General features: G+C 74.4%; 16 protein-coding genes. 10 read left to right on the top strand and 6 right to left on the bottom strand.

All coding sequences use genetic code 11. The annotated features are described in order from the left end of the window. Positions 1–43: 43 nt before the first annotated feature. Positions 44–727, bottom strand: coding sequence for an esterase/lipase family protein (locus ACTWM8_RS15395; protein ID WP_446209611.1), 684 nt, complete (start codon positions 725–727; stop codon positions 44–46). Positions 728–937: 210 nt separating this feature from the next. Here ACTWM8_RS15395 and ACTWM8_RS15390 point away from each other — a divergent pair, with 210 nt between their 5' ends. After that, on the top strand, positions 938–1,543 hold the full coding sequence (locus ACTWM8_RS15390; protein WP_446209610.1) for an MBL fold metallo-hydrolase: 606 nt from the start codon (positions 938–940) through the stop codon (positions 1,541–1,543). 327 nt (positions 1,544–1,870) lie between these two features. On the opposite strand, the gene ACTWM8_RS15385 is transcribed toward ACTWM8_RS15390, so the two are convergent. Then, positions 1,871–2,026 (bottom strand): hypothetical protein, encoded by a 156-nt coding sequence (locus tag ACTWM8_RS15385; RefSeq protein ID WP_446209609.1) that lies wholly within the window; start codon positions 2,024–2,026, stop codon positions 1,871–1,873. A gap of 2 nt (positions 2,027–2,028) precedes the next feature. On the opposite strand from ACTWM8_RS15385, the gene ACTWM8_RS15380 reads away from it, so the two are divergent. Then, positions 2,029–2,436 carry a GntR family transcriptional regulator gene (locus ACTWM8_RS15380; protein WP_446214564.1) on the top strand — a complete coding sequence of 136 codons (408 nt, stop codon included), beginning with the start codon at positions 2,029–2,031 and terminating at the stop codon, positions 2,434–2,436. Positions 2,437–2,438: 2 nt separating this feature from the next. On the opposite strand, the gene ACTWM8_RS15375 is transcribed toward ACTWM8_RS15380, so the two are convergent. After that, on the bottom strand, positions 2,439–3,479 hold the full coding sequence (locus ACTWM8_RS15375; protein ID WP_446209608.1) for a helix-turn-helix transcriptional regulator: 1,041 nt from the start codon (positions 3,477–3,479) through the stop codon (positions 2,439–2,441). A 44-nt stretch (positions 3,480–3,523) separates the two neighbouring features. On the opposite strand from ACTWM8_RS15375, the gene ACTWM8_RS15370 reads away from it, so the two are divergent. Both ACTWM8_RS15370 and ACTWM8_RS15365 read left to right on the top strand, forming a co-directional pair. Then, positions 3,524–4,000: a hypothetical protein gene (locus ACTWM8_RS15370; protein WP_446209607.1), complete on the top strand. Its 477-nt coding sequence runs from the start codon at positions 3,524–3,526 to the stop codon at positions 3,998–4,000. After that, on the top strand, positions 3,997–4,455 hold the full coding sequence (locus tag ACTWM8_RS15365; protein ID WP_446209606.1) for a hypothetical protein: 459 nt from the start codon (positions 3,997–3,999) through the stop codon (positions 4,453–4,455). Before ACTWM8_RS15370 ends, ACTWM8_RS15365 begins: the two co-directional genes overlap by 4 nt. A gap of 35 nt (positions 4,456–4,490) precedes the next feature. Here ACTWM8_RS15365 and ACTWM8_RS15360 read toward each other — a convergent pair whose 3' ends face one another. Next, positions 4,491–5,147, bottom strand: coding sequence for a TetR/AcrR family transcriptional regulator (locus tag ACTWM8_RS15360; RefSeq protein WP_446209605.1), 657 nt, complete (start codon positions 5,145–5,147; stop codon positions 4,491–4,493). A gap of 112 nt (positions 5,148–5,259) precedes the next feature. On the opposite strand from ACTWM8_RS15360, the gene ACTWM8_RS15355 reads away from it, so the two are divergent. Genes ACTWM8_RS15355 through ACTWM8_RS15345 form a run of 3 tightly spaced genes read left to right on the top strand, consistent with a single transcriptional unit; the run spans position 5,260 to position 8,605 of the window. After that, positions 5,260–6,759, top strand: a complete 1,500-nt coding sequence (locus ACTWM8_RS15355; protein WP_446214431.1) for a flavin-containing monooxygenase — start codon at positions 5,260–5,262, stop codon at positions 6,757–6,759. 38 nt (positions 6,760–6,797) lie between these two features. Continuing rightward, positions 6,798–7,700: an SDR family NAD(P)-dependent oxidoreductase gene (locus ACTWM8_RS15350; RefSeq protein WP_446214430.1), complete on the top strand. Its 903-nt coding sequence runs from the start codon at positions 6,798–6,800 to the stop codon at positions 7,698–7,700. Continuing rightward, positions 7,697–8,605, top strand: coding sequence for an alpha/beta fold hydrolase (locus tag ACTWM8_RS15345; RefSeq protein ID WP_446214429.1), 909 nt, complete (start codon positions 7,697–7,699; stop codon positions 8,603–8,605). The genes ACTWM8_RS15350 and ACTWM8_RS15345 overlap by 4 nt, the downstream gene beginning before the upstream one ends. Before the next feature lie 28 nt (positions 8,606–8,633). Here the strand turns inward: ACTWM8_RS15345 and ACTWM8_RS15340 are convergent, their stop codons facing one another. After that, positions 8,634–9,548 carry a glycosyltransferase family 2 protein gene (locus ACTWM8_RS15340; protein WP_446214428.1) on the bottom strand — a complete coding sequence of 305 codons (915 nt, stop codon included), beginning with the start codon at positions 9,546–9,548 and terminating at the stop codon, positions 8,634–8,636. Between the two features lie 99 nt (positions 9,549–9,647). Here ACTWM8_RS15340 and ACTWM8_RS15335 point away from each other — a divergent pair, with 99 nt between their 5' ends. The 3 genes from ACTWM8_RS15335 to ACTWM8_RS15325 all read left to right on the top strand — a co-directional run bounded on the left by ACTWM8_RS15335 (position 9,648) and on the right by ACTWM8_RS15325 (position 12,825). After that, positions 9,648–10,766: a CapA family protein gene (locus tag ACTWM8_RS15335; RefSeq protein ID WP_446214427.1), complete on the top strand. Its 1,119-nt coding sequence runs from the start codon at positions 9,648–9,650 to the stop codon at positions 10,764–10,766. A gap of 92 nt (positions 10,767–10,858) precedes the next feature. Then, positions 10,859–11,521, top strand: coding sequence for a GntR family transcriptional regulator (locus tag ACTWM8_RS15330; RefSeq protein ID WP_446214426.1), 663 nt, complete (start codon positions 10,859–10,861; stop codon positions 11,519–11,521). Then, positions 11,518–12,825, top strand: coding sequence for an MFS transporter (locus tag ACTWM8_RS15325; RefSeq protein WP_446214425.1), 1,308 nt, complete (start codon positions 11,518–11,520; stop codon positions 12,823–12,825). Before ACTWM8_RS15330 ends, ACTWM8_RS15325 begins: the two co-directional genes overlap by 4 nt. Positions 12,826–12,836: 11 nt before the next feature. Here the strand turns inward: ACTWM8_RS15325 and ACTWM8_RS15320 are convergent, their stop codons facing one another. Further along, positions 12,837–13,256 carry a hypothetical protein gene (locus tag ACTWM8_RS15320; RefSeq protein WP_446214424.1) on the bottom strand — a complete coding sequence of 140 codons (420 nt, stop codon included), beginning with the start codon at positions 13,254–13,256 and terminating at the stop codon, positions 12,837–12,839. Positions 13,257–13,369: the final 113 nt, after the last annotated feature.

Raw genomic sequence — 13,369 nt, 5'->3', positions numbered from 1 at the left:
CGGCCTGCGGAGTGAGTCCGCGCCACCGCCGGCCCCACCGCCGTCACGGGTTGACGAAGTCGCGCACCTGGCCGTAGATGGTGGCGTTGCTCTGCAGGCTGGTGTGTGCCACGCAGCCCGCCAGCGTGTTGCTCGCCCCGGAGAGCACCGTGCTGTCCACGGGGTTGATCACGCCGTCGCAGTTCGACCGCCAGGTGCCGTACGTCGGGACGCCGGGGGTCTCGTCGACCGAGTTGAGGTTGGCCAGGAAGGTCGAGCCGACCCGCATCTCCGTGCAGGCGGTGCTGAAGCAGGCGTTGGCGGAGCTGGTGCCGTGGTTCGGGCCGCCGAGGGACACCCACCGGTCGACCTTGGCGCCACCGCCGAGGTTCTTCAGGTAGTAGCGGGAGGAGAGCCCGCCCATCGAGTGCGTGACGATGTCCACCTTCGTCGCGCCGGTGCTGGCGAGCAGCTTGTCGACCTCCTGGCCGACCTGCTGCGCGGTGGTGGCGTTGGACTGGCTGGTGTTGTAGGAGAAGGCGCGCAGCCGGCTCGACGGCCAGCCGTCGGCCTGGAACCGGCTGATCATCGTGTTCCAGGTGCTGGCACTGCTGTTCCAGCCGTGCACGAACAGGATCGGGTTGCTCGACGCGGTGTACGCGGCGGCCTGTGCGGGGGCGGGTGCGACGGCGACGGCGGCGACCGCCACGGCCACCGCGAACAGCCACCTGCTGATGTACGTCCTCATGGTCGTCTGTCTTTCTCGGGTGCCCGCGCGGGGAGGGGGGTGTGCGCGGACCGACGCCCAACTGGTGGTCGGACGTCGATCGACGGGGGTCTCGGTTACTCCGATGTGACGGATGTTACTGACGGGTTGCCTTTTGATGTCAATACATCAATCTGTGCCGCTGGGGGCACGGACAGCGACGTCGAGCAGGGCTGCGGTAGCGTCCGTCCGATGCGGATCACGAAGTACACCCACGCCTGCGTGCGCCTGGAACGCGACGGTCGCGTGCTCGTTGTCGACCCCGGCACCTGGAGCGAGCCGGCCGCTCTCGTGGGCGCGGACGCCGTCCTGGTCACCCACGAACACGCCGACCACATCGACGTGCTGCGGCTGGCCGGCCTCGGCGTACCGGTCTTCGCGCCCGAGGGCGCCGAGTTGCCCGCCCTGCCCACGCTGCCGGTCCAGCGGGTACGGGCCGGGCAGCGGTTCACCGCCGCCGGCTTCGCGGTCACCGCGGTGGGTGGCCGGCACGCCACCATCCACGACGGCCAGCCCGACTGCGCCAACCTCGGGTACGTCGTGGACGACGAGGTCTACCACCCGGGTGACTCCCTGCACCTGCCCGGGCAGCCGATGCGGACGCTGCTGGTGCCGGCTCAGGCGTCCTGGCTGAAACTGACCGAGGCGATCGGGTTCGCCCGTGCGGTCGGCGCGGCGCGTACCCACCCGATTCACGACGCGCAGCTCAACGAGCGGGGCCTGGCCAGCGTGAACGGCTGGTTCGCCGAGACGCTCGGCGACGGCTACCGCTACCTCGCGCCCGGCGAGACGGCCTGACCCGACCGCGGCCGGCCGTGCGGTCTTCGCGCCGTCCCGGCCGGCCCCCGGCGTCGGTGCGCCTCCACCGCGCTGCGGGGTCCCCATCCGGCCTGCCCGAGTTGCGGTGTGTCGCGGTGTCGCTGTCCCGGCTCTGCGCGGGTTGCGGCGTGTCGCGGTGTCGCGAGGGCCGGATACCGCGACACGCCGCAATCGGCGGGACAGCGCTCGGCTCTGCCGTCGGATGACGCGCCGTCCCGGTCCGGGCCGAGGCCCGCTCCCCGCAGTGCTCCGCTGACCGATGTCGCCCGTGGGGCGGCGGCGGTCCCTGCCAAACGACGGGCGACCTCAGCCGGGTACGTCGACGGCCGGCGCGGCGGTCGTCAGCATTGCGCCCCGCGTGCCGACCTGCCAGCCGGCGGCCAGCTCCGCGGTCAGGGTGTCCAGCAGCGCCGGCACGTCCCGACCGGCCGAATCGTGCAGCGCCTCGGCCACGATGAGCACGGCTGGCCGGGCGGCTGCGCGCCGCCATCGCCGACGGCCGCCTCCCACTGGGCGGGCGACCGCCGGCCAGCCGGGTGCTCGCCGACGAGCTCGGCGTGTCCCGGGGCGTGGTCACCGAGGCGTACCAGCGGCTGGCCGAGGAGGGGCAGGTCGCCGGGCGAGGGCGGGCCGGCACGGTGGTGGTCGCCACCCCGGCCACCCCGCCTGCGGCACCGACCAGGGCGGCAGTGCCACCACCCGAAGCGCTGTTCGGGGCCGCCGTCGGCACCGAGATCTTCGAGGCGCTGCGGGCCGCTCCCGCCCGCATCGACCTGACGCCCGGCGGCTACGCTGCGAACACCGCGAGCGAGATCGACGAGGGCGTCGCAACGATCGGCGCGGTGCTCTGCGGCCGTCAGGGTTCCGCGTGACCTCAGGGACGTCGTCGCTGTCCCGGCGCCGAGGTGACGGCGTCCGGGGAGCGGGGCCTCGATGACGGGGCGGGCGTGGTCCGGTAGAGGGCGGCGAGCCCGGCCGCCGTTTGCGCCAGCAGCTCCCGCAGCTCGGCCGGGGCGATCACCTCCACCTGGGCGCCGAGCCGCAGCAGGTCGCCGTGGGCGTGGGTCAGCGACTCGATCGGGACCACGGTGGTCACCCAACCGTCGGCGTCGGGGGCGCCCGCGCCCGCCTCGGCCGCCGCGACCACCACCGCACTGCCGATCTCGCGGAGCCGCTCTCGCCCGGCGGGGGAGAGCCGGATCAACGCCTCGTCCCGGTGCAGGCGGGCCCGGAAGTCCATGACGTGGGCCTGCCACCAGGTCGGCAGGTCGAAGTCGGCCGGCCGCTCGAAGGTCTCCGGCAGGGCGGTCAGGTCGAGGATCTGGTTGACCCGGTAGCTGGCCGGGCCGTTTCCCCCGTCGGCGACCACGTACCAGCGGCCGCCCTTCAGGACCAACCCGTACGGCGCCAGCACGGTCGTCCGCTCGCCACGCCAGCTGCGGTAGCGCACCCGCAACCGGTGCTGCCGCCACACCGCATCAGCCGTGGACGCCAGGTACGGCGAGGCGTCGCCGTCGGAGTACCAGCTCGGCGTGTCCAGGTGGAACCGCTGGCGGAGCGCCTCGGCCCGGTCCCGCAGCGCCGCCGGCAGCGCGGCGTCCAACTTCAGTTGCAGCGCGGCGACCACGGCGCCGTAGCCGAGTTCGGCGGCCGGGCCGGGCAGGCCGGCGAGGAACAGCCGCTCGGCCTCCTCGGTGGTCAGCCCGGTCAGCCGGGTGCGGTAGCCGTCGAGCAGCTGGTAACCGCCGGCGTGCCCGGCCTCGCCGTAGAGCGGAATGCCGGCGGCGTGCAGCGACTCGACGTCCCGGTAGATGGTGCGGGTGGAGACCGCCAACCGTTCGGCGAGTGCCGCAGCGGTCATCCGGCCGTGCGTCTGGAGCAGGAGCAGGACCGAGAGCAGGCGACTGGCGCGCATTCCGCTGACAGTAGCTGTCAGTGGACCGGGTCTACCGTCCCGGCATGGCTTTCCGAGACAAGGAGCTGCGGGCGCCCGGACCGGTCACGGTTGCCGGGCGGCAGCTCAAGCGCTATCACATCGACCAGCCGGAGCCGCGCCTCACGCCGGAGGTGGAGCGCGCCGCGTACGCCCTTCTGCCCCGCCTGCTGCCGCCGCCCGACGGCAGCACCCCACCGGCCGGGTGGGTGGTGCTGCACCGAGGCGCCGACACCGGCGCCTACCTGCTGGCGTACACCTGGTTCTGGGACAACGTGGTGGAGTGTCGGATCGCGGTGGCCGGGCAGCCGGCGCTGAGCTGCCCGGACGACGACCCGGCGCACTTCGTGCCGCTGGATCGGCCCGGGGTGGGCTGCGTCTGGGAACTCGGCGTGCTGGAGCACGAGCGGGCCGCCTGGGTCCGCCACGTCCTGACCCCGGACGCCCCGGACCTGGCCGGCTACCTCGCCGACAATCGGGTGGACGGACCGGTGGGCCGGTGAGCGGCGACTTCGACTTCCTGGTTGGCCGGTGGGACGTCGCCAACCGTCGGCTGACCCGGCGGCACGTCGGCAGCGACGACTGGGACGAGTTCCCGGCCACCATGCTCGCCCACCGGTTCTTCGACGGGTCGGGCAGCTTCGACGAGATGACCTGCCCGACCAGGGGCTTCTCCGGCGCCACCGTGCGGATCTTCGACCCCGTCTCGGCGCAGTGGTCGATCTACTGGATGCACAGCCGGCGCGGCCTGCTGGAACTGCCTCCGGTCGTCGGCGGGTTCACCCACGGGGTGGGCACCTTCTACGCCGACGACAACGACGAGGGCCGCCCGATCCGGTGCCGGTTCGTCTGGTCCGGCATCACCGCCATCTCCTGTCGGTGGGAGCAGGCGTTCTCCACCGACGACGGCGCGAACTGGGAGACCAACTGGGTCATGGAGTTCAGCCGGGCCGGTTGAGCGGTCGAGGGCGTGGCAGCGCGGCCGCCACGCCCTCAGCTCGGATCGGTGGTGCGGTAGATGCCGGTCAGCCAGACGTCGAGCAGGACGTCCACCACGTCCCGCTCGGCCACGGCCGGCCCGTCGCCGGCGAAGGTCGCGTACCAGACCCGCTCGTTCATCGAGTTCAGCGCGATCGCCAGGTCCCGCGCGGGCAGGCCCGGTGGCGCGGCGCCGCGGCGGCGTTCCGCCTCGATGGCGGCCTCCACCGCCTGCACCCAGCGCTCCAGCACCCGGGCCCAGAGCCGGCGCACCTCGGCGTTGGTGCCGCGCACCTCGGCGCAGGCCAGCACCACGGCCCGGTGGCCGCCGAAGGTGGCGTGGAACCGGCTGATCAGTTCCCGCCACCGGGCCCGGGGGTTCTCGGCGAGGTGGACCAGCACGTCACCGGCGGCGGCGTCGGCCTCCTCGGTGACCCGGTCCAGCAGGGTCAGCAGCACCGCGTCCTTGGAGGGGAAGTAGAAGTAGAAGGTCGGCCGGGAGATGCCCGCGCCCCGGGCCAGGTCGTCGATGGAGATCTCGCCGAACGCGCGCTGCTCCAGCAGCCGCTCGGCGGTGGCCAGGATGGCCTGCTCGCGGTCGTCGCCCGCGGACCGTCCGGCCCGCCGTCCGCGCCCGGCTGCGGCGCCGGTGGAGGTACGGACGGTCGTCATGAACGCCGATGTTACACGCGCTCGACAGGGTGTCGATTACTCTCGACAGAGTGTTGACGGGCGTCGACGGTGGTGGATAGTGTCCGTCCACCGCCTCAGCCAGGGAGTTGCCATGGCCTCCGACCACGTCGACGTGCTCATCGTCGGAGCCGGCCTGTCCGGCGTCGGCGCGGCCTGCCATCTGCGGCGCAACTGTCCGGACAAGACGTACGCGGTGCTCGAGGCCCGCGACGCGATCGGCGGCACCTGGGACCTGTTCCGCTACCCGGGCATCCGCTCCGATTCGGACATGTTCACCCTCGGCTACTCCTTCAAGCCGTGGACCGACCCGAAGGCCATCGCCGACGGCGACGCCATCCGCCGCTATGTGCGCGAGACCGCCCGCGAGTACGGCGTCGAGGAGCACATCCGTTTCGACCACCGGGTCCTGCGCGCCGAGTGGGACAGCGCGAGCGCCCGGTGGACCGTCCACGCGCACCGCGACGACACCGGCGAGGACGTCGTCCTCACCTGCGCGTTCCTCTTCGCCTGCTCCGGCTACTACCGCTACGACGCCGGCTACACGCCAGAGTTCCCCGGGGCCGAGCGGTTCACCGGGGAGCTGGTGCACCCGCAGCACTGGCCCGAGGATCTCGACCACACCGGCAAGCGGGTGGTGGTGATCGGCAGCGGCGCCACGGCGGTGACCCTGGTCCCCGCGATGGCCGAACGCGCCGACCATGTCACCATGCTCCAGCGCTCACCCACGTACGTCATCTCGCTGCCGTCGCGCGACGTGGTCGCCGACGCGCTGCGGCGCTGGCTGCCGGCGAAGGCCGCGTATCCGGTGGTGCGCTGGAAGAACGTGCTGCTCGGCACGGTCAACTTCCAGCTCAGCCGGCGCGCTCCCAAGCTGGTCAAATCGTTGCTGCTGCGGGCCGCCAAGGGTCGCCTGCCGGCCGGTTACGACGTCGACCGGCACTTCTCGCCCCGCTACGACCCCTGGGACCAGCGGCTCTGCGTGGTTCCCGACGGTGACCTGTTCGACGCGGTGCGGGCCGGCCGGGCGTCCGTGGTCACCGACACCGTCGACACCTTCACCGAGCGCGGCGTCCGGCTCGGCTCCGGCGAGGAGCTGCCCGCCGACATCGTCGTCACCGCCACCGGGCTCAACCTGCTCGCCCTCGGCGGGATGACCCTCGCCGTGGACGGCGTCGACGTCGACCTCGCGAAGACCGTCGCGTACAAGGGGATGATGCTCTCCGGCGTGCCGAACTTCGCGATGACGATCGGCTACACCAATGCCTCCTGGACCCTGAAGGCCGACCTGGTCGCCACCTACGTCTGCCGGCTGCTGCGCCACCTCGACGCCACCGGCCAGCAGGTCGTCACCCCGGTCGCGCCGGGCTCCGGCGCGCTGGTCCCGCTGATCGACCTGAAGTCCGGGTACGTGCTGCGCAGCGTCGACGCGCTGCCGAAGCAGGGTGCCCGAGCCCCCTGGCGGCTGCATCAGAACTACGCCCGCGACGTGCTGCTGATGAAGCGCGGGCGGCTCGTCGACGAGGGCATCCGGTTCTCCCGCGCCACGCCGGCCGCCGCCGGCGCCCGTACCGCCGACGCCCCGGTCGTCTGACCCGGGCTCCACCACCCGCACCGCAGAAGGAGAACGCCGTGCGAAGGTTCGTCTTCCCCGCCGGAACCGCCGTGGTCACCGGCGCCGCCAGCGGGATCGGTGAGGCGCTCGCCCACGGGCTGGCCCGGCGCGGCACCGACCTGGTGCTGCTCGACCGGGACGCCGACCGGCTCGACACCGTGGCGGCGGCGATCCGCGCCGCGCACCCCGAGCGGCAGGTCGACACGCACCTGGTCGACCTGGCCGACCCGGCCGCCACCGACCGGGTCGCCGAGGAGATCCGGGCCCGACACGCTCGGATCCGGCTGCTGGTCAACAACGCCGGGGTCGCCCTCGGCGGACGGTTCGACCAGGTCACCCTCGACGAGTTCAACTGGGTGGTCGACATCAACTTCCGGGCGGTGGTGCGGCTGACCCACGCCCTGCTGCCGGCGCTCAAGGCCGAGCCCGGCGCGCACCTGGTCAACGTCTCCAGCCTCTTCGGACTGATCGCCCCCGCCGGCCAGGCCGCCTACTCGGCCAGCAAGTTCGCCGTGCGCGGCTTCACCGAGGCGCTGCGCCACGAGCTGGCCGACGACGGCATCGGGGTGACCTCGGTGCACCCCGGCGGCATCGCCACCCGGATCGCCCGCAACGCCCGGATCGGCAGCGGCGTGGCGCCCGAGGAGTACGAGGCCGGGCTGCGGCAGTTCGAGAAACTGCTCTCCATCCCGCCGGCGAAGGCCGCCGAGGTGATCCTGCGCGGCGTCGAGCGACGGCGCGGCCGGGTGCTGATCGGCTGGTCCGCGAAGCTGCCCGACCTGCTGGCCCGGGTCGCCCCCGCGTCGTACCACCGGGTGCTGGCGGCCGGGCTCAACCGGGGCGCCGCCGATCCGGCGCGCCAGGCCGGCCGAACGCCCACGGCGACCACGCCGGAGCTGTCCACGGGGGAGCGGGCATGACCGCCACGACCGACCCGCGCCCCCGGCACGTCACGGTGAACGGGCGCCGGGTGCGCCACCGGATCGACGGCGACGGGCCGCCGGTGGTGCTGCTGCACGGCATCGGGCGCACCATGCGCGACTTCACCGAGCAGCACGAACTGCTCGCCCGCGGCTTCCGGGTGCACAGCGTCGACCTGCCCGGGTACGGCGGGTCGCTGCCGATGGCCGAGCCGTGCACCCTGCCGGCGCTGGGCCGCTTCGTCGGGCACTACCTCGACGCGGTCGGCGTCGACGAGCCGGCGCATCTGGTCGGCAACTCGCTCGGCGGGGCCGTCGCGATGCGCTTCGCCGTGACCGAGCCGGCCCGGGTGGCCAGCCTCGTGCTGATCAACAGCGCCGGGTTCGGCCAGGAGGTCACCGCCGCCCTGCGGGTGCTCGCCCTGCGCCCGTTCGGCCGGCTGCTGCTGCGCCCCAACCGGTCCTTCGCCCGCCGCGCCGAGCGCGCCCTGTTCCACGACGCGTCGTTCGCCACCGAGGAGCGGATCGCGTACGCCCTGGAGGTGGCCCGGCAGCCGTACGCCGCCCGGGTGATGCTGGAGACGTGCCGTGACCTCGGCACCTACCGGGGCGTCCGCCCGCAGTGGCGCGAGGAGCTGCTGACCGAGGTTGCCCGGCTCGACGTGCCGACCCTGATCGTCTGGGGCGACCGGGACCTCATCCTCCCCGCCGGGCACCTCGACGCCGCGCGGGCCCGGCTGCCCCGGGCCCGGACCCACCTGTTCGCCGACTGCGGGCACATGCCGCAGATCGAGCGGGCCGAGGAGTTCCACCGACTGCTGGTCGACTTCTGGGCCGCGGCCGAGGCCGGCGACCTCGCCGACGAGGCCGCCCCGCAGCGGCAGGCGGTGACCGAGGCCGGCTGACCGCGACCGGCGCCGGCCCGAGCGGGGGCTACCCGACCTCCGTGCCGGCCGGCGCCGGCACCGCGCGCGCCACCGGGGCGCCCTGGGCGGGCACCCGCGGCGGGGCGGCGCCTTCCAGCACCGCCAGGTCCGCCTCGACGGCGGCCGGCAACCGCCGGCGCTCCCGCAGCACCCAGCCGAGCTGTCGCGCCGCGTCGAGCAGGCCGGCCCGGCGCTCCGGGTCCCGCCAGGTTTCGCGGACCACCCCGGCGACCACCCGCGACGGCCGGCGCAGCGCCGCGGTCAGCACCCGGTTGCGCGCCTCCTGCCGGTGCCGGGCCCGCCGGTCCCGACCGGCCGGCAGCGGCAGGTGGTGCACGACCAGCTCGTCCACGTACGCCAGGTGCCAGCCGGCGGTGGCCAGGTCCATTGCCAGCAGCGCCTCCTCGCCGTACGTCCCCAGCCGGGCGGCGAACCCGCCGACCTGGATGAACGCGGCGCGGCGCAGCACCACCGCGCAGGCCAGGAAGCCCAGCACCGCCGGGCCCGGCGCGCCCGCCGGGGTGCCCAGCGGCGCCCGCGCCATCCCGGCGGAGACCCGGTCGAGCCGACACTGCGTGCCCACCCGCACCTGGGCGGTCACCAGCCCGGCACGCGGGTGCGCCCGCAGGATCTCCGCCGCCCGGTCCAGCGCCCCCAGCGCCCAGTAGGAGTCGTCGTCGGCGAAGGCCACGAACGGGGTACGGGCCAGCGCCACCCCGGCGTTGCGGGCGGCGCCGGCGCCCAGGTTGGTGCCGAGCGGCACCACCCGTACCTCGGGGAAGGCCGCCGCGACCGCCTCCGGGGTGCCGTCGTCGGAGTTGTCGTCCACCACGATCACCGGCCCGGAGTGCCGGCGCAGCACGTCGAACAGCTGCTCGCGCCGGTTCCGGGTGGCCACCACCACTGTCACGTCCGCCGTCATGGCGGCCCTGGTACCCCGATCCGGGTGACTCACGCAATCGTGGGTGCAATTCCCACCATGGTCGGGGTACGACGCCGCCGGTACGGGGAAGCTGGCGTCATGCCCGGCGACCAGGTGACCCTGTTTCTCAGCGGCGACGTGATGACCGGTCGTGGCGTGGATCAGATCCTGCCCCGACCGGGACTGCCCGAGCTGCGGGAGCCGATGATGGGCGACGCCCGCGGGTACGTGGAGCTGGCCGAGCGGGCATCCGGTCCCATCCCGCGCCCGGTCCCGCCGGACTGGCCGTGGGGGGAGGCGTTGCGGCTGCTCGACGACCTGCGACCGGACGTGCGGATCATCAACCTGGAGACCTCGGTGACCGGCCGGGGCGAGTTCGCCGCCAGCAAGGAGATCCACTACCGGATGCACCCGGACAACCTGGCCTGCCTCAGCGCCGCCCGGCTGGACGTCTGCGCACTGGCCAACAACCACGTGCTCGACTTCGGCCCGGACGGGCTCACCGACACCGTCGACGGGCTGCGCCGGGTCGGCATCACGCCGGCGGGCGCGGGCCGGGACGCGGCGGAGGCCTGGCGGCCGGCCCGGATCGACCTGGGGGGCGACCGCCGGCTGCTGCTCTGGTCGGTGGGCGCCCCGTCCGCCGGGGTTCCGCCACAGTGGGCGGCGGCCGAAGGGCGACCGGGGGTGGCGTACCTGCCGGAGACGAGCGAGGCGTCCGCCGACGCGCTCGCCGAGCGGGTGACCGGCGAGGCCGGGCCGGGCGACCTGGTGGTGGTCTCCGTGCACTGGGGATCGAACTGGGGTTACCAGGTGCCGGCGGAGCAGGTGAGCTTCGCCCGCCGGCTGGTGGCGGCCGGGGTGCACCTGGTGCACGGCCACTCCTCGCACCACCCGCGGCCGATCGAGGCGTACCGGGGCGGGCTGATCCTGTACGGCTGCGGTGACCTGATCGACGACTACGAGGGGATCGGCGGGCAGGAGTCGTTCCGCCCGGAACTGCGGACGCTGTACCTGCCCACGTTCGACGCGGACGGCCTGGCCGGGCTGCGCCTGGTGCCGGTGCGGGTCCGCCGGATGCGGCTGGAATCGGTAGCGCCCGACGAGGCCCGCTGGCTCGCCGAGCTGGCCGATCGCCTCGGCGCGCCGTACCAGACCCGGTTCCGCCTCGGCGACGACGGCCTGATCGCGCTCGACCCGGCCGGCGGCACCGCCTGATCCGGCCGGCCCGGCCGCCGGCGGGTGTGGCGCGCCCCACCCGCGGCCCTCCCGCCACACCGACCCACCGAGCTGGGACGCATCATAGATACATGACGCATCCCAGCTCGCCGGCGCGCACCGCCGCGCCGTCGGCCGCGGAACGGGCCTACCGTCACCTCAAGCGGGCCATCCTGGAGCAGGTCCATCCGGGCGGGTCGCTGATCAGCGAGGGCGAGATCGCCGAGGCGGCCGGGGTCTCCCGCACCCCGGTCCGCGAGGCGCTGCTCCGGCTCGAAGCCGAGGGCCTGGTGGCGCTCTACCCCAAGCGCGGCGCGCTGGTCCGGCCGGTCTCCGCCCGCGAGATCACCGACGTCGTCGAGGCCCGGCGGCTGGTCGAGCTGCACGCCGCCGAGCGGGTCTGGCCGCAGCGGCACGCCCTGCGCCCGGTGCTCGCCGACTGGCTCGACCGGATGCGCGCGGCCCACGCCGCCGGTGACCTGCGCGCGCTGATGGAGGCCGACCGGGCCTTCCACGCCAGTGTGGTGGAGGCGGCCGGCAACGAGATCCTCGCCGAGCTGTACCACCGGCTGCGCGACCGCCAGCTGCGGATGGGGGAGGCCAGCTTCCGGCTCTCGCCCGGCTGGGCCCGGGTGGCGCTCACCGAGCACGCCGGCCAGCTCGCCGCCCTCGACGGCGACGACCCGCACGCCTGGCTCGACGCCGTCGGCGCGCACATCGACAGCGCCGCCACCGTCTTCCGGTCCCTGCGGTGAGCGTCGCCCCGGCCATCCCGCGCCGGTCCGCCGCGCTGGTCTGGGCGGTCGCGCTCTGCGCGTACGTGGCGGCCGTGTTCCACCGCAGCTCGCTCGGGGTGACCGGGGTCGACGCCGCGCACCGGTTCGACATCAACGCCGCCGCCCTGGCCACCTTCTCGGTGGCGCAGCTGGCCGTGTACGCGGCCATGCAGGTGCCGGTCGGGGTGCTGCTCGACCGGTACGGCTCCCGCCGGCTGCTGCTCCTCGGCGGGGCGCTGATGGTCGCCGGGCAGCTCTGCTTCGCCGTCGCCACCGACGTACGCCTGGCCGTGGCCGCCCGGGTGCTGGTCGGCCTCGGTGACGCGATGACCTTCATCAGCGTGCTGCGGATCGTCGCGTTCTGGTTCCCCGGCCGGCGCAACCCGCTGATGGTGCAGCTCACCGGCACCCTCGGCCAGCTCGGGGCGATCCTCGGCGCGGTGCCGCTGGTGGCGCTGCTGCACCACGCCGGCTGGACCCCGGCCTTCCTCACCGCCGCCGCGCTCGGCGCGACGGTGCTGCTGATGGTGGCCGCCGGCGTCCGGGACACCCCGCACCGGGAACACGCCGGCGCCCGCGCCCCCGACCTCGCCACCGTACGCCGGCAGCTCGCCGCCGCCTGGGCGCAGCCGGGCACCCGGCTGGGCCTGTGGACCCACTTCGTCACCCAGTTCTCCGGGGCGGTCTTCGCGCTGCTCTGGGGCTACCCGTTCCTGGTGCAGGGGCAGGGCCTGTCACCCACCGCCGCGGCCGGCCTGCTCACCCTGATGACCGTGGCGACGCTGCTCAGCGGCCCGGTCGTCGCGCACCTGTGCGCGCGGCACCCGTTCCGCCGCTCGGTCGTGGTCTTCGCCATCACCGCCGCCACCGCCGCGGTCTGGGCCGTGGTGCTGGCCTGGCCGGGTCGCGCGCCGCACTGGCTGCTGGTGGTCCTGGTCCTGGTCCTGGCGGTGAACGGTCCCGGCTCGGTGATCGGGTTCGACTACGCGCGCACCTTCAACCCGGTGCACCGGATCGGCAGCGCCACCGGCATCGTCAACGTCGGCGGGTTCGTCGCCTCGATCGTGCTGATCCTCGCGGTCGGCGTCGTGCTGGACCTGGCCGGCCCGGCCGGACAGGCGACCCCGACGCTGGACGCCTACCGCTGGGCCTTCGCCGTGCAGTACCTGCTCTGGGCGCTCGGCGCGGTCCAGGTTCTGCGCTACCGCAATGCCGCCCGCCGCCGGCACGCCGCCGAACGGGCCGCCGAGGCCGTACCCGTCGGGAGCCTGGCCGGCCGCTGACCGCGCGGCGGTCAGCGGACCAACCGGCGGTGGGTGAGCGAGTCCAGGACGAGGGTGAGGCCGGCGCCGACCAGCCACGAGTCCTTGGCGATGCCGATGCCCGCCTGGGTGGGTCGGAGGCTGCCCGGCTCGCGCAGGCCGGGCGTACGCACGTAGAGCTGCACCAGCCCGGCCCCGAACGCGGTCAGCCCCAGCCCGCCCAGCAGGGACGGCACGAACGGGGTGAGCAGGGCGGCGCCCAGCGCGATCTCGCTGGCGGACAGCAGCCGGGCGAAGCGGGCCGCGTCGATCTGCCGCAGCTGGGGGAGCGCCCCGGCGGCCATGCCGTGCAGCTGTTCGGCGGCCTCGCCCTCCAGCGTCCGCTTGCCGAGCCCCGAATTGAGGAAGAACGCGCCGATGATGAGCCGCAACGGCGCATGCGTGAGCTTCATGTGCACTCCCGTCCCGCGGAGAATCGTGCCCCCGCCTACCCCGCATCGGCCGCGATAACCCGCCGCGTGGGCTGTGTCCCCGAGCGTGCGCGGCGGTAGGTTCGGGGGAGGCA

Source organism: Micromonospora sp. IBSANI012 (genome assembly GCF_052814045.1).
The sequence above is the reverse complement of the archived record's forward strand: the minus strand, read 5'-3'. Positions and strand labels throughout refer to the sequence as shown.